General features: G+C 70.5%; 21 protein-coding genes. 4 read left to right on the top strand and 17 right to left on the bottom strand.

The window, feature by feature from the left end; genetic code table 11:
• Positions 1-60 precede the first annotated feature (60 nt).
• On the bottom strand, positions 61-1,527 hold the full coding sequence (locus QQM72_RS38115; RefSeq protein WP_314225388.1) for a non-reducing end alpha-L-arabinofuranosidase family hydrolase: 1,467 nt from the start codon (positions 1,525-1,527) through the stop codon (positions 61-63).
• Between the two features lie 609 nt (positions 1,528-2,136).
• Between QQM72_RS38115 and QQM72_RS38110 the strand changes: the two genes are divergently transcribed.
• Together QQM72_RS38110 and QQM72_RS38105 are read left to right on the top strand one after the other, a co-directional pair.
• Positions 2,137-3,567 carry an endo-1,4-beta-xylanase gene (locus QQM72_RS38110; protein WP_314225387.1) on the top strand — a complete coding sequence of 477 codons (1,431 nt, stop codon included), beginning with the start codon at positions 2,137-2,139 and terminating at the stop codon, positions 3,565-3,567.
• Between the two features lie 100 nt (positions 3,568-3,667).
• Positions 3,668-4,975: an RICIN domain-containing protein gene (locus QQM72_RS38105; protein WP_399080154.1), complete on the top strand. Its 1,308-nt coding sequence runs from the start codon at positions 3,668-3,670 to the stop codon at positions 4,973-4,975.
• A gap of 159 nt (positions 4,976-5,134) precedes the next feature.
• On the opposite strand, the gene QQM72_RS38100 is transcribed toward QQM72_RS38105, so the two are convergent.
• The 3 genes from QQM72_RS38100 to QQM72_RS38090 all read right to left on the bottom strand — a co-directional run bounded on the left by QQM72_RS38100 (position 5,135) and on the right by QQM72_RS38090 (position 9,892).
• Positions 5,135-6,100, bottom strand: coding sequence for a glycoside hydrolase family 6 protein (locus QQM72_RS38100; RefSeq protein WP_314225385.1), 966 nt, complete (start codon positions 6,098-6,100; stop codon positions 5,135-5,137).
• Positions 6,101-6,188: 88 nt separating this feature from the next.
• A complete protein-coding gene (locus QQM72_RS38095; protein ID WP_314225384.1) occupies positions 6,189-8,204 on the bottom strand; it encodes a non-reducing end alpha-L-arabinofuranosidase family hydrolase in 2,016 nt (671 codons plus the stop codon).
• A gap of 53 nt (positions 8,205-8,257) precedes the next feature.
• Positions 8,258-9,892 (bottom strand): glycoside hydrolase family 43 protein, encoded by a 1,635-nt coding sequence (locus tag QQM72_RS38090; protein WP_314225392.1) that lies wholly within the window; start codon positions 9,890-9,892, stop codon positions 8,258-8,260.
• A 732-nt stretch (positions 9,893-10,624) separates the two neighbouring features.
• Here QQM72_RS38090 and QQM72_RS38085 point away from each other — a divergent pair.
• Entirely contained in the window at positions 10,625-10,771 is a 147-nt protein-coding gene (locus tag QQM72_RS38085; RefSeq protein WP_314225383.1) for a hypothetical protein, read from the top strand.
• Positions 10,768-11,478, top strand: a complete 711-nt coding sequence (locus QQM72_RS38080) for a phosphatase PAP2 family protein (protein ID WP_314225382.1) — start codon at positions 10,768-10,770, stop codon at positions 11,476-11,478. Before QQM72_RS38085 ends, QQM72_RS38080 begins: the two co-directional genes overlap by 4 nt.
• A 17-nt stretch (positions 11,479-11,495) precedes the next feature.
• Here the strand turns inward: QQM72_RS38080 and QQM72_RS38075 are convergent, their stop codons facing one another.
• From QQM72_RS38075 to QQM72_RS38015, 13 genes are read right to left on the bottom strand one after another with little or no spacing between them, the layout of a single operon-like run.
• A complete protein-coding gene (locus QQM72_RS38075; protein ID WP_314225381.1) occupies positions 11,496-12,830 on the bottom strand; it encodes a glutamate-1-semialdehyde 2,1-aminomutase in 1,335 nt (444 codons plus the stop codon).
• 17 nt (positions 12,831-12,847) lie between these two features.
• On the bottom strand, positions 12,848-13,399 hold the full coding sequence (locus QQM72_RS38070; RefSeq protein ID WP_314225380.1) for a dTDP-4-dehydrorhamnose 3,5-epimerase family protein: 552 nt from the start codon (positions 13,397-13,399) through the stop codon (positions 12,848-12,850).
• Positions 13,396-14,637 carry a polysaccharide pyruvyl transferase family protein gene (locus tag QQM72_RS38065; RefSeq protein ID WP_314225379.1) on the bottom strand — a complete coding sequence of 414 codons (1,242 nt, stop codon included), beginning with the start codon at positions 14,635-14,637 and terminating at the stop codon, positions 13,396-13,398. Before QQM72_RS38065 ends, QQM72_RS38070 begins: the two co-directional genes overlap by 4 nt.
• The gene (locus tag QQM72_RS38060) at positions 14,634-15,581 is read right to left on the bottom strand and encodes a glycosyltransferase family 2 protein (RefSeq protein WP_314225378.1); all 948 of its coding nucleotides are present in this window, start codon (positions 15,579-15,581) and stop codon (positions 14,634-14,636) included. Before QQM72_RS38060 ends, QQM72_RS38065 begins: the two co-directional genes overlap by 4 nt.
• Positions 15,578-16,867 (bottom strand): MATE family efflux transporter, encoded by a 1,290-nt coding sequence (locus tag QQM72_RS38055; protein WP_314225391.1) that lies wholly within the window; start codon positions 16,865-16,867, stop codon positions 15,578-15,580. The genes QQM72_RS38060 and QQM72_RS38055 overlap by 4 nt, the downstream gene beginning before the upstream one ends.
• 5 nt (positions 16,868-16,872) lie before the next feature.
• Positions 16,873-18,156: a DUF4910 domain-containing protein gene (locus QQM72_RS38050; RefSeq protein WP_314225377.1), complete on the bottom strand. Its 1,284-nt coding sequence runs from the start codon at positions 18,154-18,156 to the stop codon at positions 16,873-16,875.
• Positions 18,144-19,169, bottom strand: a complete 1,026-nt coding sequence (locus QQM72_RS38045) for an NAD-dependent epimerase/dehydratase family protein (RefSeq protein ID WP_314225376.1) — start codon at positions 19,167-19,169, stop codon at positions 18,144-18,146. Before QQM72_RS38045 ends, QQM72_RS38050 begins: the two co-directional genes overlap by 13 nt.
• Positions 19,170-19,172: 3 nt before the next feature.
• Positions 19,173-19,820, bottom strand: a complete 648-nt coding sequence (locus QQM72_RS38040) for a PIG-L deacetylase family protein (RefSeq protein WP_314225375.1) — start codon at positions 19,818-19,820, stop codon at positions 19,173-19,175.
• A complete protein-coding gene (locus QQM72_RS38035; RefSeq protein WP_314225374.1) occupies positions 19,817-20,644 on the bottom strand; it encodes a glycosyltransferase family protein in 828 nt (275 codons plus the stop codon). The genes QQM72_RS38040 and QQM72_RS38035 overlap by 4 nt, the downstream gene beginning before the upstream one ends.
• A complete protein-coding gene (locus QQM72_RS38030) occupies positions 20,641-21,876 on the bottom strand; it encodes a class I SAM-dependent methyltransferase (RefSeq protein ID WP_314225373.1) in 1,236 nt (411 codons plus the stop codon). Before QQM72_RS38030 ends, QQM72_RS38035 begins: the two co-directional genes overlap by 4 nt.
• The gene (locus QQM72_RS38025; protein ID WP_314225372.1) at positions 21,873-23,147 is read right to left on the bottom strand and encodes a glycosyltransferase; all 1,275 of its coding nucleotides are present in this window, start codon (positions 23,145-23,147) and stop codon (positions 21,873-21,875) included. Before QQM72_RS38025 ends, QQM72_RS38030 begins: the two co-directional genes overlap by 4 nt.
• Positions 23,148-23,149: 2 nt before the next feature.
• Positions 23,150-24,391 (bottom strand): O-antigen ligase domain-containing protein, encoded by a 1,242-nt coding sequence (locus tag QQM72_RS38020; protein WP_314225371.1) that lies wholly within the window; start codon positions 24,389-24,391, stop codon positions 23,150-23,152.
• Position 24,392: 1 nt separating this feature from the next.
• Positions 24,393-25,913, bottom strand: coding sequence for a right-handed parallel beta-helix repeat-containing protein (locus QQM72_RS38015; RefSeq protein ID WP_314225370.1), 1,521 nt, complete (start codon positions 25,911-25,913; stop codon positions 24,393-24,395).
• Positions 25,914-25,917 lie beyond the last annotated feature (4 nt).

Here is a 25,917-nt window from a genome sequence, read left to right as displayed (position 1 = left end):
CCGCCCCCCCCCCCCCCCCCCACGTCCGCTCCGTACCGGAGAGGGACTCGTGTCACGCCGTCAGCGCTGCAGTGTGAGCAGACCCGGACGGTAGGGCAGGAGACCGTAGTCGCCGCCGGAGCTGGGGCTGCGGCCCTGGTAGAGCAACTGCAGATTGCAGGGATCGACGGTCATGGTCTGATCGGCGCTGGTGCGGATCAGTTCGCCGTGGCTGATGTCGTTGGTCCAGGTGGCGCCACTGTTGGCCTTGCCGGCGAAGGGACTGCTCTCGGTCGCGGCCTGGGGTGTCCATGAGCCGTTCAGACTGGTGGCCGTGAACGAGCGGAAGTAGCGGCCCTGCGAGCCGATCGCTTCGACGATCATGAGGTAGCGGTTCTGGCCCTCCAGCTTGTAGACCTGGGGGGCTTCGAACAGGTTGTTCGTCGTATCGCTCATGATCACTGTGGAGGTCGTGCCGAAGCTGCCTGGGAAGTTCCCGATCGGCATACTGGCCCGGTAGATATTGCCGTTGTCACCGGCGAAGAACAGGTACATGTTCGTTCCGTCACCGATGAGCGTCTGGTCGATGGGTCCTGTTCCGGAGCCGGCGATGCTCCCGGAGAAGAGCACCTGCTGGGACGACCAGCCATTCGGGTTGGTGGGGTCGCTCGACGTCCGGTAGGAGAAGGCGGTCCCGCCCCACTGGTAGGCGAGCACCCAGATGTTCTTCGGCGCGAAGTAGAAGAGCGTGGGCGCGACGGTGGAAGCCGACATCGTGTTCTGGCCGGCCGAGGCCATCTCCGACCAATTGGTGAACAGGCCGAAGTTCATCGAACCCCAACTCGTCCCCGTGTCGTGCGTCGTCGCATAGACGAGTTGCCTGCCGTTGTAGGGGACGACGGTGAAGTCCTTGAGCGAAACCCACCCCTGCTTGGGCTGCGCCAGCGCGCCCGTCGATGTCCAGCGGTATGCCGACGGAAGATCGCACGGGCCGGAGGTGTCGCCGCCGGCCTTGACGAGCCGCCACTGCTGGTTGGTGCCGCCCCAGTCGTCGTACTGGACGACGTTCGCGCTGTCGGCGGTGGAGGCGCCTTGCACTTCGAGAGCCTTGTTGCTGTGGCGCGAGATGAGCCTCACGTAGCCGTCGGAGCTGTCGGCCAGCCGCCACTGCTGGTTGGTGGCGTTCAGGTCGGCCCACTGGACGATCGAGCCGCCGTTCGCGGTGGACCAGTTGTGGACGTCGAGCACCTTGCCCGAGTGGCGCGACTTGATGCGGTAGTAGCCGCCCCCGGAATCGACGAACTGCCACTGCTGCTGGGCCTGGTCGTTCCTGGTCCACTGGGTGATGCGGGCGCCGTCGTTCGTCGCCAGGTTGTAGACGTCGAGGGCCTTGCCGCTGTTGCGGTTGACCAGCACATACGAGGCGTCGGGGTCCACGGTCGCCGCGCCGGCGGGCTGGGCGCCGAGGAAGGTCGCCACGAGCAGCAAGGGCGCGAGGACGGCGAGTAAGCGTCTCAGCCGGACCGGGGACGAGGGGCGAAACCACATCAGAGGGCCTCCTTCGGGAGCGGGGGTGAGGTGACCCCGATGAACCGCGGAGCGGACGTGCCGGGGGCAGGGGTAATCTCGAATGTTTCGAAGAATTCCCGGATGCTTCGACGCCACAAGCTAGGAATGCGGCGCCCTCTGGTCAAGGGCTGGCGCCGATCTGTCCACAAACAGCGCCTCCCTTTGGGCCTGCCGAGCTGTCGCGCCTACCGGAAGCAGTCCGGAGTTCGCGGATACGGATCGCCGGCCCGAGGTGTCCGCGGGGAGCAGGGATGCCGTGCGAGCAGCGTCCGCGCGCTCATCCCGGCCCGTCCCTACGGGAATCCCCGACGGTGGCGCCGAGGTTTCGTCTTCCGGCTCGCCGGGTTTCCGGAAGTTTCGGGCCAGGAACCGAAACTTCTTCTGCGAGGAGTATTGACGATTCATCGTCAACACCTCAATCATCCCTGTCTGAGAAACCGGCCACAGTTCGATATGCCGAACCGCGTTGCCCCAGGGCCATCTGCGCTGTCGGGTTCCGGCCCGCCCCGTCCGTCTGCCGAGTGGGAGCGGTCGACGCATTCCCCTGCGCTTCAGTCCTTCCGTGATCTCTACCTTGGAGGCACATTCATGGGCTCGTATGCCCTTCCCGGAGCCGATATCCGCCGGAAGATCCGCGGCCTGCTGTTGGCGCTGCTCGTCGGCGCCCTCGGTACGGTCGCCGCACTGGTCGCGCCGCCGACCGCACACGCCGCCGAGAACACGCTCGGTGCCGCGGCCGCGCAGAGCGGCCGCTACTTCGGCACCGCCATCGCCTCGGGCAGGCTGGGCGACTCGGCGTACACGACGATCGCGGGCCGTGAGTTCAACTCGGTGACGGCCGAGAACGAGATGAAGATCGACGCCACCGAACCGCAGCGGGGCCAGTTCAACTTCACCGCCGGTGACCGCGTCTACAACTGGGCGGCGCAGAACGGCAAGCAGGTGCGCGGCCACACCCTGGCCTGGCACTCCCAGCAGCCCGGCTGGATGCAGAGCCTCAGCGGCAGCACCCTGCGCCAGGCGATGATCGACCACATCAACGGCGTGATGGCCCACTACAGGGGCAAGATCGTCCAGTGGGACGTGGTGAACGAGGCGTTCGCCGACGGCAGTTCGGGAGCCCGGCGCGACTCCAACCTGCAGCGCACCGGCAACGACTGGATCGAGGTCGCCTTCCGCACCGCGCGCGCCGCCGACCCGGCCGCCAAGCTCTGCTACAACGACTACAACGTCGAGAACTGGACCTGGGCCAAAACCCAGGCCGTGTACGCCATGGTCCGGGACTTCAAGCAGCGCGGCGTGCCGATCGACTGCGTCGGCTTCCAGTCGCACTTCAACAGCGGCAGCCCCTACAACAGCAACTTCCGCACCACCCTGCAGAACTTCGCCGCCCTCGGCGTCGACGTGGCCATCACCGAACTCGACATCCAGGGCGCCCCGGCCACGACCTACGCCAACGTGACCAACGACTGCCTGGCCGTGACGCGCTGCCTCGGCATCACCGTCTGGGGTGTGCGCGACACCGACTCCTGGCGGTCGCAGGACACGCCGCTGCTGTTCAACGGCGACGGCAGCAAGAAGCCCGCCTACACGGCCGTCCTCAACGCACTCAACGGCGGCACCACCACGCCCCCTTCGGATTCCGGACAGATCAAGGGCGTCGGGTCGGGCCGCTGCCTGGACGTGCCCGGCGGCAGCACCACCGACGGCACCCAGCTCCAACTGTGGGACTGCAACAACGCCACCAACCAGCAGTGGACGTACACCGCCGCCGGTGAGCTCAGGGTCTACGGCAACAAGTGCCTGGACGCCGGCGGCACCGGCAACGGCACCAAGGTCCAGATCTACAGCTGCTGGGGCGCCGACAACCAGAAGTGGCGCCTCAACTCCGACGGATCCATCGTCGGCGTCCAGTCCGGCCTCTGCCTCGACGCCGTCTCGGGCGGTACCGCGGGCGGCACCCTGATCCAGCTCTACTCCTGCTCGAACGGCAGCAACCAACGCTGGACCCGCACCTGATGGGACCCGCCGCGAACGAAGGGGTGAATCGATGAAGACCCACGGTGCGGCTTCCCCCGTCCCTTTACGAAGGCATCGCTGGTGGTCCCGGGTCGCCGCCGTGGTGGCGGCCACCCTCGCGATCGGCATGCTCGCCGTGGTGCATCCGAAGCCCGCCGAGGCGGCGACGGTGGACACCCACGCCTGGTATGTCCTGGTCAATCGCAACAGCGGCAAGGCGCTGGACGTCTCTGGCGCGTCCACCGCCGACGGCGCGCGCGTCGCCCAGTGGACGCGCAGCGACGGAGCCAACCAGCAGTGGCAGTTCGTGGACTCCGGCGACGGCTTCTACCGCCTCAAGGCCCGGCATTCGGACAGGGTTCTCGACGTGGCCGGCGCCTCGACCGCGGACGGTGCCTCGATCCAGCAGTGGGCCGACCACAACGGGGCCAACCAGCAGTTCCGCCTGGCCGACTCCGACTCGGGCCACGTCCGGCTGATCAACCGCACCAGCGGCAAGGCGGTGGAGGTGCAGGGCGCCTCCACCGCCGACGGCGGCAACGTCGTCCAGTACACCGACTGGGGCGGCGCCAACCAGCAATGGCAGATGATCAAGCTGTCGTCCGGTGGGGGCGGCGGTGGCGGATGCGGCAGCGCCCCGGCTCTGGCGAGCGGTACGCACACGATGCAGAGCGGCGGCAAGAGCCGCAGCTTCATCCTCAGGGTTCCCGCCGACTACGACAACAGCCACCCCTACCGGCTCATCTTCGCGTTCCACTGGCGGGGCGGAACCGCCGGCGACGTCGCCTCGGGCGGCACGAGCGGCAGCGCCTGGGCCTACTACGGCCAACAGGAACAGTCGGACAACGGCGCGATCCTCGTCGCCCCCCAGGGCCTCGGCAACGGCTGGGCCAATTCGGGCGGTGAGGACGTCACCTTCGTCGACGACATGATCCGGCTGATCGAGGGCGGCCTCTGTGTCAACCCGGCACAGCGTTTCGCCACGGGATTCAGCTGGGGCGGCGGAATGAGCTACGCACTCGCATGCAGCCGGGCGAACGTCTTCAGGGCCGTCGCGGTCATGTCCGGCGCTGAGATCAGCGGGTGCGGCGGCGGTACCCAGCCCATCGCCTACTTCGGAATCCACGGCGTCAGCGACTCCGTCCTCAACATCGCGCAAGGACGATCCCTGCGCGACAGATTCGTCGGCAACAACGGCTGCACCCCTCAGAGCCCGCGCGAGCCCGCGTCGGGCAGCCGAACGCACATCACCACCGTCTACTCGGGCTGCCGTGCCGGATACCCCGTCCAATGGGCCGCGTTCGACGGAGACCACATACCCGGTCCGGTCGACGGGTCCGCCGGCGAAAGCGGCGTCGCCACCTGGACCAAAGCTGAGATCTGGAGGTTCTTCGCACAGTTCCGGTGACACGCCCGCACCACGCAGTGGAGCCAGGACGATCCCTGGCTCCACTGCGTCGACGGCTCGGCAGTGCGGCGCATCGGCTCGGTACAGTCCTGGATGAGGGGTTGTCCGGGCCGGTTCTCGCCCCTGACCCGTATCGGAACCGCGCCCTGTCGATCCGGGTCAGTAGCCGTAGATCATCTTGTAGGCGACCTCGGGGAGGAACTGTCCGGCCGAGGAGCCGCTTCCGACTCCGCAGTTGCCGTCGGACTCACCCGGGACCTTGATCCACAGGAGCATCTCGGCGCCTCCCCCCAGGCGGGTGGGAGTGCCGATACGGCGGCCTGAAGGGTTGCACCACTGGCCGTTCGAGCCGTTGCCGTTACGGCTGGTGTCCACGACGAACGGCTTGGTGTAGCCGTACCGGGCGTTGAGTTCACTGTTGACGGCGTTGCCGTACGCGGTGTTCTCGGCCGTGGTCAGGTAGTTGGAGACGTTGAGCGAGAAGCCGTGGGCCTGTCGGAGGCCGGCTTCGTGCAGGCGCCGGGCCATGGTCGCCGCGCTCTCCCAGGCCGGGTTGCCCGAGTCGAGGTAGACCCAGGTGTGCGGTGCCTGGCGGTTGAACTCGGCGAGCGCGCCGGTGAGCATGGCCTCGCGTTCGTCGATCTGGGCCTGGTTCATGCAGCCGTAGTCCCCGAGGGAGTCCGGTTCGAGGACGACGACGGCCGGGCGGTTCCCGATCCCGCCCGCGAACTGGGCGATCCAGTTCGTGTAGGCGGACGGCGAGGAGGCTCCGCCCGCGGAGTGCCCTCCGCAGTAGTCGCGGTTGTAGATGTTGTAGGCGACGAGTACGGGCAGCCTGTCCCGGGCGTCGGCGGCGCCCACGTACGCGCCGGTGGCGGTGCCGATGGTGCCGCTCCAGGAGCCGAACCAGCGGGCCGTCGGGGTGTTGGCGATGGAGGCGTTGATCGCGGGCGCCCGGCCGTCGCCGGGGTTGGCGGCTGCCCACCGCCTCGCGCTGGAGTCGGGGTCGACGTAGAACCCGTTGGTCATGGTCGTCGGGTCCGCCGCCTGCGCGGACGGGGCGGCGGCGAGCGTGAGCGGCAGCGAGGAGAGCGCTGCTACCAGGGCGAGCAGTTTACGGCGCACGACGGTACCTCGGTTCTCTGACGGGGATGCGTCCGATGGTCGGTGGTGGGGAGCGCTTCCTCGGGAGCGCTCCCCACGGATCGGTCGGTCAGCAGGTCGAGTTGGTCTGGGTCAGGAGGCCGAGCCGCCACGGGAGGAGGTTGTAGTCGCCGCCCGCGCCGGGATTCAGGCCCTGGTAGAGGTACTGGAGCCGGCAGGCCGGAATGGTGAGTGTCTGGTCATAGCCCGCGCGGATCATCTCGCCGTGGCTGACGTCCCGGGTCCAGGCGCCCGCGGGGAAGCTGACGTTGTTGGCCCGGGCGAAGGGATTGCTCTCCGATGCGGCGAGCTGCGTCCAGGAGCCGGCGGGACTGGCGGCGGTCCAGGAACGGAAGTAGCGCCGCCCGTCGGAACCGATGGCCTCGACGAGGAGCAGATACTGGTTGCTGCCCTGCACCTTGTACACGTTGCTCGCTTCGAACAACGCGTTCTTCGAGTCCTGCAGTGCGATGACCGTGTTCGTGAAGCCGTTCGGGAACTGGCCCACGGTCGTCTGCGAGCGGTACAGGTGTCCGTTGTCGTCGGAGGAGAACAGGTAGCAGTTGGCGCTGTCGCAGATCACCCACATGTCGACCCAGTAGCCGTTGCCGATGTTCTGCCGGATGATGTCCGGCATCGACGAGTAGAAGTTGCGCGGGGCACTCCACCCGTTGGGGTTGCTGATGTCGGGGTTGGTGGAGTACGAGGCGTTGCCGGTCTGGTAGACGAGGTACCACAGGCGCTGCGGCGCGTTGTAGAACACCTGCGGCGCGGCGCGGTAACCGGCGCCGATGGCGGTGCGGTCGAGGTAGTGGTGGGTGGCCGAGCCGGCCTGGGACCAGTCGCTGAAGTTCAGGTAGACCAGGTTGTAGCCGGAGGAGCTCGCGGTGCTGGCGAACACGTGGTACTTGCCGTTGTAGTAGACGACCGTCGGGTCCTTGATGCCGGCGATGTTGTGGGTCGAGTCGGACTTCGGCGCGATCAGCTGGCCGCTGGAGCTCCACGAGTAACTGCCGGGCAGGGCGCGCGCGTCGGGGGTGCTGCGCGTGGTGGCGGGCGTGCCGCCCAGCGTGGTCAGCGCCGCGTTGTACGCCGACTTCTTGTTGCCGTTGCGGTCGAACAGCAGCGGGTTCTCGCTGCTGCGCCAGGAGTCGCTGTCGCGGATGCCCCAGACCGTGATGCCGGTGCAGCGTGCGACGTTCATGCAGGACCTGACCGTGTTCGTGTACGCGGTCGGTGACGCCTGCGCGATGTCCAGTTCGGTGATCTGGACGTCCACGCCGAGGGCGGCGAAGCTCGACAGCGTCGTCTGGAAGCTGCCGGGGGGACCGCCGGCGCCGAAGTGGGCCTGGAGGCCGACGCAGTCGATGGGCACGCCGCGTGCCTTGAAGTCGCGCACCATGCGGTAGACGCCCTGGGTCTTGGCGGCGTTCCAGTCCTCGATGTTGTAGTCGTTGTAGCAGAGTTTGGCCGCCGGGTCGGCCGTGCGGGCCGTGCGGAACGCCTGCTCCAGGAAGCCGTCGCCCAGCACGTCCCGGAAGACCGAGCTGCGGAGCTGGCCACTGGAGCCGTCGGCGAAGGCCTCGTTGACCACGTCCCAGGAGTGCATACGGCCCTTGTAGTGGTTCATCACGGTGGTGATGTGGTTGTTCATCACGCCGCGCAGGGTGCCCGCGTCCCTGATCGAGCCGACCCAGCCGGGCAGTTGGGAGTGCCACACCAGGGTGTGGCCACGCATGCGCTGACCGTGGGACGTCGCGCGGTTGACGATCTGGTCGCCGGGGCCGAAGTTGAACGAGCCGCGGGACGGCTCGATCGTGTCCCACTTCATCTCGTTCTCGGGCGTGACCGAGTTGAACTCACGGTCCAGGATGCCGGTGTACGTTCCGTCGCCGAGCCGGCCAGCGGCCACGGCGGTGCCGAAGTAGCGTCCGGACTGGGCCGCCTGGGCGCCCAGGGTGGAGGCCCGAACGGTGTCGGGCGCTTCGGGCACGCCGGTCGCGGTCCCGGGTGTCGCCAGGACGGTCGCGGCCAGCAGGCCCAGGACCGAGGCTCGGCGACAGCCGAGCCGTTTCAGCGGGTTCATGGTTCTCCTCTTGGGGCGGGTGGGGGGTTGCGTGGTGCGATCGGTGGAACTGTTCAGGGCGTGGTCAGCTCGAACCGTGTGAAGCGGACCGCGCCGCCGAGTGCCTGGGTGGCGTGGTTGAAGAGGGCGAATCGGTAGCCCATGAAGAACCGCCAGTCGTTGCCCAGGGAGAAGGCCGGGCCGAGGCGGGTGAAGGTGGTGCCGTCGGTGCTGTAGGAGAAGGTGCCGAGGCGTCCGGTGCCGGGACGGATGTCCGCGCTCGCGCGCAGCCAGACCCGGCTGCCCGGGACGGCCGCGCTCGCGACCTCGGTGCCGGTGCCGGTGGTCTTCCAACTGGTGTCCATGGTCAGCCCGTTGACCATGGACACCCGCGTCCCGGCGCCGTCGCGTTTGACGCCGATCCATGCGGAGGAGTCCCGCAGCAGCGCGAGTCCGGCCCGGTCGCCGCCCCGCATCTCGGTGTGGTCGAGCTGGACCGTGGCGGTGGAGGTGGGGCCTTGGATGCGGTGCGTGAGGGTGTTGCGGGCCCAGTAGAGGTCTTCGGTGACGGTCGCGGTCCGCAGGGTCAGGCCGTTGTTCACCGACCATCTGGTGTTGTCCGGGTTGTGGTTCCACTCCCATCTGGGCTTGAGGGCTGTGCCGTCGAAGGTGTCGACGCCTGTCATGGGGGTGACCTGGCGGGGCGGAGGGGGCACGGTCGGGCCGGGGTACGAGGTGCCCCATGCGCCGTTGACGAGCTGCACGACCGGCCAGCCGTCCGGGGTCCAGGTGACCGGCGCCAGGGCGGGCATCCGGCCACCGGGGTACGCGTCGACGAAGGCCAGGTAGTACCAGGCGCCGCTCTGCGTCTGCACCAGCCCGCCCTGGTGCGGGACTCCGCCGCCGGCGATCGGTCCGGGCAGGTCGAGGAGGACCTGCCGCATCGTGTAGGGACCGAAGGGGCCGCTCGACGATTTCAGGATGTACTGGCCGTTCGCGGGGCGGGTCAGGAAGATGTAGTACTGCCCGTTGATCTTGTAGAAGCGGGAGCCCTCGAGGGTGCCGACGCTCGACGGAGCGGTGAACACCTGCTGCGTGCGGACCTGGTCGCGGCCGTCGGGCGAGAGCTGGGCCACGCTGATGGTGGTGTTCCCGTACGCCACGTACAGGGTGTCGTCACTGTCGACGAGCAGCCCCGCGTCGTAGTAGGGCGTGCTGATCGTCGTGAGTCGGTTCCACGGCCCCTCGGCGGCGGCCGCCGTGTAGACGTACGTCCTGGCGAAGTCGATCTGGCCGAGCCAGTAGAACGTCCTGTTGCTCGGCCGGTAGGCCAGCGACGACGCCCAGATGCCCCGGACATAGCCTCGGGCACCGTTGAGGTCGTATTTGGCGCCGAAGTCGAGCACGGGCACCGAGTGACCGGCGATCTCCCAGTTGACCAGGTCGTACGACCGCAGGACGGGCGCGCCCGGCGCGTAGTGCATGGTCGAGGCCGAGGCGTAGAAGGTGTCGCCGACGCGGATGACGTCGATGTCCGCGAAGTCCTGCCAGATCACCGGGTTCGTGAATGCTGCCGCGGTCGCGAGGGCCGGCCCCTGGGCGGAGGCGGTGCCGTGGGCCGCTGTCGGAGGAAGCAGGGCCCCGGCGGCCAGGCCGGTGGTGGTGGTCAGCGCGCGGCGACGGGACAGGATGTGATGAGTCCATGACATCTGCACGGGTGGCGTTCTCCTTCTGTGGCCCAGCCGTCGGGGGCTGGAGTGGCCCGGAGGTGCCCTGCTGGTTCACGCAGGCGACTGCTCTGCATACGAAATCTCGAACAAGGATCGGCTTGTCGAGCATTCTGGATGATAGGAGGCCGGGGAATCCCGTCAATACCTCGCGCATGAATCGTTGGAATCTTCGAAACATTCGAAGCTGTTGGTTCGGTGTTACCGCAGGCCAATTGCGACGATGATGCAGATGAGCCACCTTCGGCGCGTCTGAATGGCCGGATCGTGGAGGTGGTTCGACGATGGGGTTGACATGTTCGATCGCCTCCCTAGTATCCGTGGGGCCTTCAGTTTCCGAATGGCCAACGAAATTTCGAACCCGTATTCTCTTCGTCGTGTGTCATGGGCGTGACATCGATCTTTCTTGTCGCCCGCTCAGCGCCCTTCCGGGAAGGGGAGCACTTGGTGCCCGGACGATCAGGCGGACGACTGCGCCACCTCCTCGCGGCGGCCGCGTCGACCGTTGCAGACCCACGGACTTTCCGACGGCGGGCTGTCCCGGCCACGTTGTTGGTTAGGGTGACAAGAAGAGACTGATTGTCGGTCCAGCCGTGCGCGGCCCCGTACATCCGACGATCCGGCCGAGTCGGCGGGCGGCAGCGGGCAGTGCTCGGGGACGGGGCGTCGCGGTAGCGGCGGGTGACACGGGGTCCGCCCCGACGGGAGGGCGCGGTGCATCGCATCTGCCGGATGGACGGCGACGGCGTGCGGCGGGCGGTGCACGCCGTCGGCGGCTCGGGCGGTGGTGGCCGCGACGAGGGCCTGGAGCAGGGGGAACAGGAAGCCGCCGCAGGTCGACCGGACGCGGTGGCCGGGTGACCGGCCGTCCGGCGCCCGCGGTGCTGCCCTCATCGCTGCGCGGGCCGCTCGGGCTGACCGGGGCCCTCGCCGCGCTGGTGGTCGTCGCGCTCGGGGTCCGGTACGCCGGTCACAGCGAGCCCGGCAGGGTGGACAGGTGGATCGTCCGGCCGACGGCGGACAGTGTGCGACCACCGTGGCGGCACGTCGCTCTGGCCATGGACTTCCTGGGAGAACCCGCCGGAGCGGCGATGCTGGTCGTGGCCGCCGTGACGGGCTGTCTGCTGCTTCGGCGTCCTCGCGCGGCGGCGCTCGTCGTCGCCGGCGCCGGCATGGCCGTGGTGACGGCGACGCTGCTCAAGTCCCTGGTGGGACGCACCATCCACGGCGACGGCAACCTGTCCTACCCGAGCGGGCACACCGCCTTCCTCACCGCGCTCGCCCTCGTGGCGGCGCTGCTCACGACCGGCCGGCTCGGCCTCGGCAGGACGGCCGGCACGGTGCTCGTGCTCGCCGCGGCGCTGGTCGCCGGCGCCGCCATGGGCTGGGCGCAGGTCGCCCTGGGCGCGCACTACCCGACCGACGTCCTCGGTGGCTGGTGCACCGCGCTTGCGGTGGTGCCGGCGACCGCGTGGCTGGTCGACCGGACGGCCGACCGGCTGAGCGACGGGCCGGCCGACCGGCAGGTCGATCGGATGGCCGACGCCGGTCGGCGGGAGCGTCGCTGACGTCACATCACGTCACGTCACGCCAAGCGGCGGAACACGGGTTTCACCGGACGTCCGGCCAGCCAGGGAGTGGGGTCGGCGGCGTCCAGCGCCTTCCGGTACACCGCGCATGCCTGGGCGACCACGTCGACGGTGTGATCGATGTCGGCGTCGTCGAGCGCGCTGCTCACCACGAACGACGGGGCCAGCACCCCGCCCGCGAGGAGCCGGCGCAGGAACAGGGTGCGGTACTGCTGCGACGGCTGCCCGTGCTCGTCGAGGGTCGCGAAGACCAGGTTGCTCGGCCGGCCCCGGAGGACGATGTGGTCGCCGACTCCCATGCCGGCCGCCGCGGCGCGGACACCGGCGGCCAGCCGCTCTCCGAGGGAGTGCAGCCGTGCGGTGACGCCCTCCTCGACATAGGTGGTCTGCACGGCCATCGCGGCTGCCAGGGAGTGCGTTTCGGCACCGTGCGTGGTGGACAGCAGGAACACCCGGTCGCCGCGGTGGCGCAGTCCGCCCAGCTCCATCAGGTCGCGGCGCCCGGCCAGCGCGGAGACGGCGAATCCGTTGCCCAGCGCCTTGCCGAACGTGGAGAGGTCGGGGACGACGCCGTACAGGCCCTGGGCGCCGGCCTCGGACCAGCGGAAGCCGGTGATCATCTCATCGAAGATCAGTACGCAGCCGTGCCGGTCGGCCAGCGCGCGCAGGCCGGCGAGGTACCCGGGCGGCGGCTCGGTGTGGGTGGCCGGTTCGAGGATCAGACAGGCGACCTCGTCCTGGTAACGGGTGAGCAGTGCCTCCGTGGCGGCCAGGTCCCCGTAAGGGAACGCCACGGTGAGCTCGTTGGTCGACGCCGGAATGCCGGCCGACATCGGCGTCGTGCCGATGAACCAGTCGTCGACGGAGAAGAACGGATGGTCGGCGCAGAGGGCCACCCGCTGACGCCCGGTGGCGGCGCGGGCGAGGCGCACCGCGGCGGTGGTGGCGTCGGAGCCGTTCTTCGCGAACTTGACCATCTCGGCGGTCGGCACCGTGGCCAGGAAGCGCTCCGCGGCTTCGACCTCCATGATGGACGGCCGGACGAAGTTGCTGCCGCGGTCGAGTTCGCGTCGCACCGCCTCGACGACGCGCGGGTGGGCGTGGCCGAGGCTGACCGACCGCAGGCCGGAGCCGTACTCGATGTAGCGGTTGCCGTCGATGTCCCACACGTGGGCGCCTCGGCCGTGGCTGATGACCGGGGCCAGGTTCTCGGGGTACTGGTCGTCGCCCTTGGCGTAGGTGTGCGCGCCCCCGGGGATCAGGGCGTGCAGCCGCTCGTTCGCCGTCCGCGACCGGGGCAGGAGGAGCTCTGCGGTGTGTTGGGTGTCCACGCCGACCTCATCTTTCTTTACGTTTCTCTGTGCTTCAGGACCTCGGCGAGGCTCGGCGCCTCCCGGTCCCGTTGGGACATCGAGGTGACCGGCAGCGGCCAGGGGATGGCGAGCTCCGGGTCGTCGAAGGCGATCGTCACGTCCTCGGCCGGATCGTGCGGGCGGTCGATCCGGTACGAGGTGTCGGTGGTCCCGGTCAGCGCCTGGAAGCCGTGCGCGCACCCCGCCGGGATGTACAGGGTCACCTGCGTATCGCCGGACAGCTCGAAGAATGCCCGGTTGCGGTACGTCGGCGAGTCCGGCCGCAGGTCCACGACGACGTCGAAGATCCTCCCGTACGAGCACCGCACCAGCTTGGCCTCGCCGTCGCCGGAGCGCAGGTGCAGACCGCGCAGCACGCCCCGGACCGACCGGGACAGACTGTCCTGGACGAAGGCGTCCGGGTCGAGCCCCACCGAGCGCACCACGTCGGCGTCGAACGTGCGGCAGAAGAAGCCGCGTTCGTCGGCGTACGGCGTCGGCTCGAAGAGGTACGCGCCGGTGATCTCCGGGACTTCGGTCGCCTTCATGACGCCTTCCGTAAGGTGGGGGAGTGGTCGGCCGCAGGGAACAGGGCCGCGGTCAAGGAGTCGAAATGGCGCTCGAGTTGCCGGGAGACGGCCAGGTTCCGCTCGGTGAGGGTTTGCCGCAGCTCGGCCGAACGCTTCTCCAGCGCACGGAACTGCTCGAGCAGCCGGTCGGCGTCGACCTCGCGCGCCGGGTGGCGGTACGCGCCGAGGCCCATCTCCGCCATGAGCGCTTCGCTCTTCGCCGCATAGCACAGAGCGAGCACCGGCGTACCGGTCTTCAGCGCGCAGATCAGGTTGTGGTAGCGGATCGCCACCACGGCGTCGGCGGCCGCCATCTCCCTCATCAGGTCGGCCAGTGAGGCCGGCTCGGCAGCGGTGACCAGCGGCGAGTCCACCGCGTCGAGGATCGCGGCGACCACCGTCGCGTCGCACTCGTCACCGGTGAGCAGCCGGACAGCCCTGCCCTCCTCGACCAGCGTGCGGACGAACCGGATCGTCCCGTCGAGGTAGCGCCGGTGGATCTCATCGGCGCGGGCCCGGTCGTCGTTGCCGCCGTGGAAGTCCATGACGCCGACGCAGACCGGACCCGGCGGGTCCGACGGGTCCGAGGGCGCGCCCGCCCTCGGCGTCGGCAGGGCGAACGCGAGGTCCGGGTGGACCCCGTCGCGCGCGGTGTCCACGCCCATCGCCCGCATCGCGTCGCGGGACTGCGCGTCCCGGTACGACCGGTATGCGGCCAGCCGCGCCGACCAGCGCACCAGGGCCCGGGTCGGCCGGTCGCCGATCGTCGCGGCGCCGACGCCGACCAGCGCCACCCGGGTGCGCAGCAGCCGGCCACTCGCGCAGAGCAGGAACAGCGAGTACGGGAAGCCCCACGGCCGCAGCGGCAGCGTGGCCTCCAGGACGCCCATGCCCGGGACGATCACCACGTCGTGGCGACGCACCCAGGCGGCGGTGCGGACGACGTCGACGAGTTTGCCCAGACCCTTCCCCGCGATCGCGCCCGCACGCGACGCGGTCCGGTACTCGCCGCGGTACCAGTGCAGCCGCGTCGCGGGGATCCCGAACCGGGTCGTCACGGCCTCGGGTCCGCCGCACAGCGCGTCCACGACCGCCTCCGGGTGTTCGGCGCGGAGGTACCCGAGCACGGCTTCGAGCGATCCGTCGTTGCCGAGGTTGCCGGAGCCGAGCAGACCGAACACCCCCACGCGTACCCGAGCCCCGTCCCCGGATGTCATGCCTGCCTCCCTTCACGTCCTGCGACGAGGGCGTCGACGGAGACCGTGAGCAGGGCCGGATCGACCGGGGCGCGGTCCTCGATCCGCTCGCCGGCGCCCGGCCGGACCCGACTGGTCATCCACGCGGCCAGGTGGCGGTAGCACGCGCGCCGGTCGGCCGGGGACAACGGCGCCCGGCGGATCGCCGAGGCGAAGCCCCAGACGTACTCGGCGAGCAGCCGGGGCGTCGGGTGCAGCGGGCCCGCCCGACGCGGGTCCAGGTTGACGCACCGGGAGCGCTTGGAAGGGTTCGCCCGCTCGGCGCGGGTGGGGTGGTCACGGCGGAAGTACAGCAACTCCGGGACCTGGTGGAAGGGCCCGTGCAGGGTGATCTCGGCGACGTACGTGCGGTCCGCGTGGTGGTAGCTGTCCATCGGCTTCACCCGGCGCAGCACGTCGGCCCGCATCACCCCGTAGAAGTCGTCGCCGCCCGGCTCGAACAGCAGACTGCGGAAGCGCTCCGGCGCGTGCGGAGAGTCGGTGGCGAGCCCGTACTCGTAGGGGACCTTCACCTGGCCGTCGCCGTCGATGACCGCCTGGCCGCTGTGCGCGAGGATCATGTCCGGCCGCTCGTCCAGCGCCTCCACACAGCGCCGCAGCAGGTCCCGGCCGTACAGGTCGTCGTGCGAGGCCCACTTGAACAGTTCGCCGCGGGACTCGGCCAGCACATGGTTGTGGTTCGGCGTGGCGCCGATGTTCCGGGGCAGCCGGAGGTACCGGATGCGCGAGTCCCGCGCGGCGTACTTGCGGCAGATCTCCTGCGTCCCGTCGGTCGAGGCGTTGTCGGAGACGACCAGCTCGAAGTCCTCGTAGGTCTGGCCGAGCAGGGCGTCGAGCGACTCGGCCAGGTACTCCTCGCCGTTGTACACGGGCAGGCCGATGCTCAGCCTGGGTCGGTCGGTCATGAGGTCCTCACTTCGGGGATGGGATGGCGGTGGCGCTCGCGCAGGGCGGACCGCAGCTGGAGCCACCACACGGCCGAGGCGCTGACCGTCGCGGCGGCGACGCCCCAGGCCGAGCCGACCGTGCCGGCGGCGGCGGCCCCGCCGAGCCCGCCGCCGACATAGCAGGCGGAGGCGAACAGCTGGCAGCGCAGGCTGCGCCGGGCCGCGCCGAGCGCGCGCAGCCCGGCCGCCGCGCCGGTGCCGAGGCCCGCGCCCGCGACGCCGAGGGTGATCGGCACGATGAGCTCCGAGGCGGAGGTCCAGACACCGCCTAGCACCAGCTCGCCGAGCCGGCCGGGCATCAGCAGCAGCGCCCCGCCCCAGAGCAGCGCGCCGGCCGCCTGCCCCCCGCCGAGGAGGAGGCAGAACCTGCCCAGTTGATGCGGGGCCTGCCGCAGCACCCGTGCCGCCTCCGGCACGGTGACCAGCGAAAGCCCCATGAGCACCGCCAGGAACGGGCCGAGCAGGAGCTCGGCGCCCCGCACCGCACCCACCGCGCCGACCCCGACGATCGCGCCGAGCCCGTACGCCCGCAGCTGGCTCGCGCCACTGAGGCTGACGTTCTCGACCAGGTACCGGTAGCCCAGATCGCGCTGTTCGCGCAGCCACCCGCGTGCCTCGGTGGTCCGGGGCCGGATGCCGGACTGGAGGTAGCCGTACCCCGCCGCCACCGTGGCGGACGCGCCCCAGGCGAGCACGAAGGCCGCCACGCTGCCCACCCGGGCCGCCACCACCAGGGCCGGGACGAGCGCGACACCCCATACGACGTCGTTGACGAACGCCTTCCGCCCGGCGCCGGCGGCGAAGAACGAGAACCGCCAGGCGTCCTGGAGCAGCAGCCCCGGCAACATGACACCGAGGGCGGCGAACGCGGGCCCCAGGCGGCCGCCGAGGCCGAGCCCGGCCACCAGACACACCGCGCCGATGGCCGTACCGACGCCGAGTGCGGTACCCGTCGACCGGGCCACCGCCCCGCGCCAGGACGCGTCCGGCACGCCGCTGAAGCGGACCACGAGCGGGTCGGTGGCCAGCCCGCGGGAGACGTTGAGCACCACGCCGTACGTCACCCAGGCGAGGCTGAACACGCCGAACGCGGTCACCCCCAGTGAGCGGGCCACGTAGATGCCCACGGCGAAGTTGCTCATGCTGGAGGCCGCCTGGTCGGCCAGTCCCCAGGACAGCCGGCCGGCGAGGGCCCGCCTGGCGGATCCGGCCGGTGTCGTCGTTTTCTCCCCCTCGGTGGTCATCTGCGTCATGCCTTGATCAGCCCGGCGCCGTGCAGCGCGTCGGCCGCGGCGGCGACGGCGCCGAAGGGCAGCCCGGCCCGTTCGGCGACGTCCAGCAGACTGTGCTCGCCGTCGGAGAGGCTGAGCACCCAGAGCATGGCCATCTGGGCCTGCTTGGTGTCGCTGCGGCCGCCGAGCGCGTCGTACAACCCGCGCCGGCCCAACTGAGGCTCTCCGTAAGGGCTGAGATTGACGTACCGCCGGTTGCGGTCGAGGACGGCGAACGCCTCGCGGCAGAGCGCGAGCGTGTCCGCCATCGCCTCCGGGGAGACGAAGTCCAGGTTGTCCGCCGAGGTGTGGTACTCGGGGTAGCCGGCGTACGGGGTCCGGCTGAGCGAGCCCACGCCGAGATCGAACCCGGGGGAGCAGTACTGCCGCTCGTCGTAGCCGTACGGAGTGAACTCGGTGATGTGGTGCGGGCGTTCGGAGGCGGGCAGCACGTGTCGCAGCACCCGGTCGATCTCCGCGTCGCCGCGCCTGCTCTGCTTGTACGTCAGCCGGCCCGGGTCGCCGGCGCAGGCCAGCACCAGGCCGTGCTTGACCCGCTCCACCCGCTCCGCGTTGCGGGCGAGCCAGGTGATCGCCCCGATGGTGCCGGGCGCGAAGATGAACCGGTAGGTGTGGTACGGCGTCTGCTCGGCCAACGCCCTGGCCAGGAAGGTCGCCACCGCGATGCCGGCCAGGTTGTCGTTCGCCAGCGACGGGTGGCAGACGTGGCAGGAGACGATCACCTCGTCGGGTACCTGACCGGGGACCACGTGCTCGGCGTAGGTGAGGTGGCCGTCCGCGAGGGTGGAGTCGATACGCACCTCGTAGTCGCCGTCCGGCAGCGCGTCCAAGGTCTCCTGGGCCAGGCAGAACCCCCAGTCGGGCTTGTAGTAGCTGGTGCGGTACGGCACCCAGGCCGGGTGGTCCGGCAGGGTGTGCAGATGTCCACGCAGCTCGGCCAGTGGCATGGTCGCCGACACCGGCACGCTGTAGCCGAGCACGTGCAGGCTGGACGCGGCGAAGTCGACGACCCGGCGGCCCGCGCTGTCGGCGACGTACGCGTCCCGGATGTTCCACTCCTGCGGCACCGTCCAGTCGAGCACCTGAGTCCCGGTCGGCACCTCGTGCACCTGCAGCGGGACGTACTCGTCGACGATCTCCAGGGTGGCGCGCACACCGTCGCCGGTGATGCTCCGGCACAGCGGGTACAGCCGCTCCACCAGCGCGTACATCTCTTCGCCGGCGTCGGTCATCGGCGCCACCGCAGGGTGTCGTCGACGGCGCCGGCGTCGGACGCCGCGCGCAGCACGGCCAGCCGGGTGAAGCGTTGCTCGAAGTCCTCCCGGGTCAGCCCGTGTTCCCGGTAGGCGTCGGCGAGTTCGAGCGCGCCCTGCTTCACCGTCCACTCGCAGTCGAAACCGGGTACCGCGGCGCGGAACCGGGAGAAGTCCACCCGGTACGACCGCGGATCGGCACCGTTCTCCCCGGTGATCACCACCTTCGCGCCGGACACCGCCTCGGCGACCTGGTCGGCGATCTCGGCGACCGTGACGTTGTTGAACTCGCTGCCGATGTTGAACGCCCGGTCGTGCACCGCCTCGCGCGGCGCGGCCAGCGCGGCCGTGAAGGCCCGTGCGATGTCGGCGGCGTGCACCAGCGGACGCCACGGGGTGCCGTCGGAGAGCACCAGCACCTCGCCGGACAGGAGCGCGTGGCCCACCAGGTTGTTCAGGACGATGTCGGCGCGCAGCCGGGGCGAGTAGCCGAAGGCGGTGGCGTTGCGCATGAACACCGGGCTGAAGTCGCCGTCGGACAGCGCGTGCAGGTCGTCCTCCACCCGCACCTTGGACTCCGCGTACGGCGTCACCGGGCGCAGCGGGGCGTCCTCGGTCACCAGGCCGCCGCCGCCCGCGGCGCCGTAGACGGAGCAGGTCGACGCGTACAGGAAGCGCCGCACTCCGGCGTCCCGGGCCAGCCGGGCCAGTCGTACGGAGGCGTGGTGGTTGATGTCGTAGGTGAGGTCCGGCGCCAGCGACCCCAGCGGGTCGTTGGACAGCGCGGCCAGATGGATCACGGCGTCCACCCCGGCCACGTGCTCGGCCGTGACGTCGCGCAGGTCCACCCGATGCCCCTGCGGGTCCGCGGGCGGCGGGCCGAGGACACAGTCGGCGAACAGGCCGGCGTCCAGCCCGACGACCTCGTGCCCGGCGGCCGCGAGGACCGGGGCCATCACGGTGCCCAGGTAGCCCTGATGTCCGGTCAGCAGTACGCGCAAGGTTCATTCCCCCAGGTCGAGAGTGATTTTGGTGGCGGCGAACGCCTCGGCGTAGCGCGCGTGGCATTCGATGCCGCGGATCCGGGCCAGACCGAGGAAGGCCTCCCGGTCGTACCAGGGCCGGTGCCGCTGCGAGGGGTAGTGCTCCTGCAGCAGCCGCACCTTCCGTTCGGCGATCTCCGGCGACAGCGGCTGGTAAGCCGTCGGACGGCCGAGATCGCCGTCCCACTTGACGATCTCGTAGCCGAGCACGAGGTGGTCGCGGAACGCGGTGGGTATCAGCCTCGCCAGACCCCGGTGATCCTGGTGCGCGTCATCGGTGCGCGGGGCCAGCACGAGATCCGGCTCGGTCTGCCCGCGCAGTTCCTCGACCGCCGCCTTGGCCTCCTCCCAGTGCGCGGGCAGCCGGCCGTCCGGCAGCTTGTGCACGGTCAGCCGCAGGTCGGCGCCCGGACAGAAGGCGGTGAGCGCGGCGCGCTCCTCCTGCTCGCGCTCACCGCCACCGCCGGAGAGGACCAACGCGTCGACCCGGACACCCGGGTGCGCGAGGCACAGCGTCAGCAGCGTGCCGCCGGCGCCGATGGCGATGTCGTCGCAGTGCGCGCCGACCGCGACGATCCGGTCCAGGCGCCCGGCCCCGAGCCGGATCACGCCCTCGCCCCGGAGCCGCCCCTGCCACCGGTCGCGCTCGCCGTCGCGCCGTCCCGTTCCCACACGGCCCACGGGCGGTCGCCCCGGGCGTAGGCGTCGTCGAGCGCCGCCCGCTCCTTCACGGTGTCGGTCGGCTTCCAGAAGCCGCGGTGCTGATGTGCCACCAGCCGCCCGCGCTTGGCCAGTTGGCCGCATCCGTCGGCGACCAGGTCCCCGTTCTCAGGGATGTGGTCGAAGATCTCCTGGCGGAGCACGAAGTAGCCGCCGTTCTCCCACAGCGGCAGTTCGCTCACCGCGGTGATACCCCCCACCAGGCCGTCCTCGCCCAGCTCCACGCAGTGGAACGACGACTGCGGCGGCACCACCATCATCGACGCACCGGCGTCGCGCCGGGAGAACCGGTCGATCATCTCCGGCAGCGGGGCGTCGGTGAGCACGTCGGCGTAGTTGGCGAGGAACATCTCGTCGCCGTCCAGGTGGTGCCGCACCCGGCGCAGCCGCTCGCCGATCGGTGACTCGATGCCGGTCTGCGCGAACGTGATCGTCCAGGAGGCGATGTCGGTCGACAGCAACTCGGTCTGCCCCTTGCGCAGCACGAAGTCGTTGGACGTCGTCTCCTCGTAGTTGAGGAAGAAGTTCTTGATGTGGTGAGCCCCGTACCCGAGGCACAGGATGAACTCCGTGTGCCCGAAGTGCGCGTAGTAGCGCATGACGTGCCAGATCAGCGGTCGCGGGCCGACCATCGCCATCGGCTTGGGCACGTCGTCGGAGGCACCGTTGCGCATCCGCATGCCGTAACCGCCGCAGAACAGAACGACCTTCATGACTTGGCCTCGACAATGCTCAGTTCCGGGATGGGGAAGACCAGGCGGCCGCCCCAGTCGTGCACGAAGGACAGCTGCTCGACCAGCTCGGCCCGCAGGTTCCACGGCAGGACGAGGACGTAGTCCGGTTCGTCGGCGGCTATCCGCTCGGGCGACAGGATCGGGATGCGGGTGCCCGGGGTGAACCTGCCGTGCTTGTAGGGATTGCGGTCGACCGTGTACGGGAGCAGGTCGGGCCGGATGCCGCAGTGGTTGAGCAGGGTGTTGCCCTTGCCCGGGGCGCCGTAGCCGACGACCGTCTCGCCGCGCTCGGCCGCCTCGATGAGGAACCGCAGCAGGTCCCGGCGCACCTTGGCCACCCGGGCGGAGAACTCGGTGTACCCGGACAGCTCCTGCAGCCCGGCGGCCTTCTCCCGGGCCAGCACGTCGGCCACCCGCCCGGCCGGCTCGCCGGCCACCTCGGCCGGCCGGGCCCACAGCCGGATGGAGCCGCCGTGCGTGGGCAGCAACTCGACGTCCACGAGCGTGAGTCCGCCGCTCGCCAGTGCCCGGGCCGCGGACGCGACCGTGTAGTACTGGAAGTGCTCGTGGTAGATCGTGTCGTACTGGTTCTCCTCGATCAGGGTCAGCAGGTGCTGCACCTCGACGGAGACCCAGCCGTCGTCGGCGACCAGGGCGCGCAGTCCCTGGGTGAACCCGACGACGTCGGGGATGTGCGCGTACACGTTGTTGGCCACGACCAGGTCCGCCGGGCCGTGCTCGGCGCGGACGTCGGCGCCGGTGGCCGGGTCCAGGAAGTCCGTGCGCGTGGGCACACCCGCCTCACGTGCCGCCGCCCCGACGTTCACCGAGGGCTCGATGCCGAGGCAGCGGATCCCGCGGTCCACCACGTGCCGCAGCAGGTACCCGTCGTTGCTCGCGACCTCGACCACGAAGGCGTCGGTGCCCAGGCCCAGCCGCTGCACGCTGGCGTCGACGAACGTGCGCGCGTGCTCCACCCAGGAGGTCGAGAAGGAGGAGAAGTACGCGTACTCGCTGAACGTCTCCTCCGGCGTGATCAGCGGAGGTATCTGCGCGAGCCAGCAGTCGGTGCACACCCGCAGGTGCAGCGGGTACGCCGGCTCCGGCTGGTCCAGTTGGTCCGCGGCGAGAAAGCTCTCGCACGGCGGAGTCGCCCCGAGATCGACGACGCTCTCCAGCGCCGCCGAGCCGCAGAGTCGGCATCGTGTCATGTACTGCCCCCATCCCGCTCGCGCGGGTGACCCCACCGCGAGCCAGTGATCTTCTCCTCTGCCGGCGGCGGGCTTTCCCCGCCGCCGGACCGACCCGCGATCGCGGAGCGGTACCCCTCCACCAGGCGCTCAAGGCCGACGGCCGGGCTGAACCCCTGCTCGTATCGGCGCCGGGCCGCCTGGCCCATCTCCCGGTTGCGGTCCTGTCCGGCCGCGATCCGGCGTATGCAGGACGCGAGCGACGCGGACTCGCCCGGCCGGTGCAACAGCCCGGTCACCCCGTCCTCGACGAGTTCCACGAACGCGCCGTGACCGGCGGCGACGACCGGGACCCCCGCGGCCATCGCCTCCACGACCACGAGCCCGAACGCCTCCAGCCACGTGGACGGAGCCACCACGGCCACCGAACGCGCGATGGCCTTCTGGCACTCCGCGGTGTCATAGAGGCCGACGTACCGCACGTCGTCCCGGGCCGCCGCCCAGGCGGCCACCTCGGCCTCCAGCGGCCCCGTGCCGGCGATCACCAGCGGCACACCCACACCGCCGCCGGCGGCGATCTCCTCCCACGCGGCCATGAGCAGCCGCACGCCCTTGGCCTCCGCGAGCCGGCCGAGATAGAGCAGATGCTCGCCGGCGCCCGTCCGCCGGGCGTCCGGGTCGGGCACGAAGTTGTGCTTCACCGCCAGCCGCTCGGCCGGCATGCCGGACCGCACCAGGACGTCGCGCTGCGCCGCGGAGATGCAGAAGAACCGCTCCACACCGGACCACCACCGCCGCCGGTTGACCGACAGGCTGACCGCGAGCGGCACCGTCGCCAGCCGGGAGCCCCGGTAGCAGCCGTGCCGGACGGCGGGCAGCGGGGAGGAACCGACGCACTCGGTGCACGGCCGGCCGTCCCGCTGCAACGTGCCGGGCGGGCAGACCTGGGTGTAGTTGTGCAGCGTGGCGACGGCGGGCACGCCCGCGTCGGCGCAGGCGGCCAGCACCGCAGGCGAAAGGAGCGGGAAGACGTTGTGGACGTGCACCACGTCCGGCCGCTCGGTGCGCAGCCGGGCGGCGAGCTCCGCGCGGACCGCCGGGTTCCACGGCACCAGCAGCGGTATCGCGGCCTTGCCCGGCAGGGACCGGGCGGCGATGTCGTCGCTGCGCCGTTCGAACATCTCGACCCGATGGCCGGCCCCGCGCAGCAGCGCCACCTCCTGGTCGACGACCTTGTTCTCCCCGCTCGGCTGCGCCGAGGCGTAGCGGTTGTGCACCACGAGGACGTGCATGCTCAGGTCACCTCCGGTCTTCGGGCCCCTTGCGGGATGCGGCGTCCGGGGACTTCGGGCGTCGTGAGAGGGGTGGCCGCGGCCGGCGCGGCCAGCAGCGAGGCGGCCACGGCCAGATGCAGCAGATACGGCGAGGCGTCGCCGAGCCCGGCCTCGGTGTACGACGCGATGGCGCAGTAGCTGATCAGGAAGATCGCGCAGGCCCTCGACAGCGACGGCGGCTGCAGCAACGCGACGCCGCCCAGCACGATGATGATCGCCGCCACCAGGGCGACGCCGGTCACGCCCTGCTCGTGGTAGACGGCCAGCCAGCTGTTGTCGATCGGCAGCCCGCCGAACGACTTGTCGCCCAGGCCCGCGCCGAACAGGTACTCCGAGGTCGAGCGGGGTGCCGCCAGCAGGGCGTGCCAGACCTTGGCCCGGCCGGTGAGGCTGGTGAAGTTCTCCTGGCTCTGTCCGCGCAGGAACCACGCCTGCAGCACGGAGCCGAACCCCACCGCGGCCACGGCGGCGCACAGCACCGCCCAGGCGAAGAACCGGCGGGCGGCGGCGCTGGTCAGGACGAGCGAGCCGATCGCCAACGCCAAGCCGATGAGCAGGCCGAGGGTGGCCGTCCGGGTATGGGTCAGCGCGAGCAGCACGAGTGCCGGCACGATGACCACGGCCGCGCTGGCCCCGTCGGTCCGGCGGCCCAGGACGAGCAGCACGCTGAGCCCGATGATCACCGCGGCGTACTGCCCGATCTGCGGCGGGGTGAGCGGCCACAACGCGCCCACCAGCCGCCCGCCGTAGAGCTCGGGCATGGCGGCGCCCGGTGAGATGACCGCACCGGCGGCCACCGACCCGAGGACCACGAAGTACATCCTGATGTGGTGCCGGACGAACGTCAGGCCGCCGTCCCACCAGCGGCTGAGCAGCCACAGCGTGCCGATGAAGAGGGCCAGCCGGGCGCAGCGGAACAGCGCGCCGAACCCGGACTCGAGGTCCGCGCTGGAGATCACGCTCGGTACCAGCAGCAGGGTGAGCAGGAACCCGAAGGCGCTGGCCCGGATGCGCAGCCGGAGATTGACCGCGAGCGCCAGCGCGAACGCGGCGACGAGCGCGCCCATGGTGACCATCTGGATGAGCGAGCGGGGGAGCGGGACGATGGTCTTCGCCCCGGCGGAGCCGAGCGTGTTGAGGATCAGCAGCCCCCAGACCGTCCCGACGATCTTCGACGTGTGGTCCGTGTGGTCCGGGCTCATCTCAACCACCGTCCCGCGCGCGGAAGGTGCTGCCCACGTCCTGCTGGTACGGCGTGCCCTGCCACTGCACCGAGTCGAGTATCCGGCTCGGGTCGTGGGCGACGAATTTCCAGGGTCCGAGGTAGACGTTGTCGTGCCAGCGGTTGTGCTGCTCGCGGGTGATCGCCTCGGCCACCCGCTCGCCCTGGTACGGCGACCAGTCCGGATAGGTGCCGTAGTTGGCCAGCACCGCCATGCGGTCGCACTTCACCGTGCAGTCCACGACGGACTTGTCCAGCACGAAGCGGTTGCCGTGGATGTCCACCCGCTGGGTCTTCCACCGGCAGTCGGCGTAGAGCGGTGCGGCGGCGATCGCCGGCTGTGCGCAGCGGTCGGTGCTGTTCACCAGCAGCGTGCAGTCACCGGAGGAGGTGTTGGCCGGGCTGTTGCAGAACCGGTCGGCGTTCTCCCACAGGGTGATCCCGGACCAGTTGTTCTCCAGGACGTTCCGGTAGATCTCTATCTTGTCCGTGCGGGCTCGGATCCGTGGTTCGCCGCCGGACTCGGACAGGTAGATGGTCGCGAACGGGAAGTTGTCGCCCCGGTCGGCGTACCTGCGGCCCTCGACCCAGTTGTTCCGCCGGATCGTGTTCTTGCGGATGACCGCGTTGTAGCTGGTCTCGTAGATCAGCGCGGCACCGTCGTTCGCCTCGATCAGGTTGTCCTCGATGCGGAAGTCGTTGTTGTTGGTGTCCGCCCATAACCCGGCTCCCCGGTTGTCGTGCACCCAGTTGCCGCGTATGTCGGCGCCGTCGACGGCCCAGAACTTGACGCCTGCGGTGCAGCCGCAGCCCGGCCGCCGCCGCTCCCAGTCGTCCCTGTTGTTGCCCACGATCTCGTTGCCCTCGACCACCAGGCCGGTGATACGGCCCGAGGCCTTGTACGCGTTCATGCCGTACTGACCGTTGTCGCGCAGGCAGCTGGCGCCGACCCGCTGGCGGGCACCGGCCATCAGAGCGGCGCCGGAGTTGTTCTGGATCGTCGCGTGCTCGATCACCCACCCGTCGGCCGAGTCGTGGTTGACCACGCCCTCGTCGTGCGGTGCGACGAAACCCTGCACGGTCAGGTAGCGGATGGTGACGTCGGGAGCGGTGCCGCCGAACGCGTACTGGTTGGTCTTGCGGCCGTCGAGCACCGCGCCGGGCGCCCCGAGGTAGCTGTCCCCCTTCTTGGGGATGACCTGGGCGTAGCGGTCCGGCTCGAGCCTGTGCGTGCCCGGTCGCAGCCAGAACGTGGTGTTCGGGGGACTGCTCTTGGTCTTCGCGGCCAGGTCACCGGCCACCGCGGGGTCGACCGTCACCGCGCCCGCCGGCGCCTTGGCCGGCCCGGCCGCGGGCTTGGCACACACCCGGGCCACGGACGTGGCCGGCGCCGAGGTCGGCTTCGGCCGCGCGTCCGGCGTGCTCTCACAGCCGGTCGCCGCCAGCAGGGCCAGCGCCAGCGGTGCCGCCGCCAACGCCCAGTGCCGCCTCTTGATCCCCACGCGC

Origin of the sequence: Streptomyces zaehneri (genome assembly GCF_032248645.1) — a bacterium.
In the GTDB taxonomy this organism is placed as follows: Bacteria; Actinomycetota; Actinomycetes; order Streptomycetales; family Streptomycetaceae; genus Streptomyces; species Streptomyces coriariae.
Note: the sequence above shows the minus strand (reverse complement) of the source record. Positions and strands in the feature narration are given on the sequence as shown.

What these genes read in the sequence shown, in the direction of transcription:
- QQM72_RS38115 (WP_314225388.1), bottom strand. Translation starts at nt 1,527, where the DNA reads ATGTGGTTTCGCCCCTCGTCCCCGGTCCGGCTGAGACGCTTACTCGCC.
- QQM72_RS38060 (WP_314225378.1), bottom strand. Translation starts at nt 15,581, where the DNA reads ATGACCGACCGACCCAGGCTGAGCATCGGCCTGCCCGTGTACAACGGC.
- QQM72_RS38110 (WP_314225387.1), top strand. Translation starts at nt 2,137, where the DNA reads ATGGGCTCGTATGCCCTTCCCGGAGCCGATATCCGCCGGAAGATCCGC.
- QQM72_RS38035 (WP_314225374.1), bottom strand. Translation starts at nt 20,644, where the DNA reads ATGAAGGTCGTTCTGTTCTGCGGCGGTTACGGCATGCGGATGCGCAAC.
- QQM72_RS38030 (WP_314225373.1), bottom strand. Translation starts at nt 21,876, where the DNA reads ATGACACGATGCCGACTCTGCGGCTCGGCGGCGCTGGAGAGCGTCGTC.
- QQM72_RS38070 (WP_314225380.1), bottom strand. Translation starts at nt 13,399, where the DNA reads ATGAAGGCGACCGAAGTCCCGGAGATCACCGGCGCGTACCTCTTCGAG.
- QQM72_RS38065 (WP_314225379.1), bottom strand. Translation starts at nt 14,637, where the DNA reads ATGACATCCGGGGACGGGGCTCGGGTACGCGTGGGGGTGTTCGGTCTG.
- QQM72_RS38025 (WP_314225372.1), bottom strand. Translation starts at nt 23,147, where the DNA reads ATGCACGTCCTCGTGGTGCACAACCGCTACGCCTCGGCGCAGCCGAGC.
- QQM72_RS38055 (WP_314225391.1), bottom strand. Translation starts at nt 16,867, where the DNA reads ATGACCACCGAGGGGGAGAAAACGACGACACCGGCCGGATCCGCCAGG.
- QQM72_RS38020 (WP_314225371.1), bottom strand. Translation starts at nt 24,391, where the DNA reads ATGAGCCCGGACCACACGGACCACACGTCGAAGATCGTCGGGACGGTC.
- QQM72_RS38090 (WP_314225392.1), bottom strand. Translation starts at nt 9,892, where the DNA reads ATGTCATGGACTCATCACATCCTGTCCCGTCGCCGCGCGCTGACCACC.
- QQM72_RS38095 (WP_314225384.1), bottom strand. Translation starts at nt 8,204, where the DNA reads ATGAACCCGCTGAAACGGCTCGGCTGTCGCCGAGCCTCGGTCCTGGGC.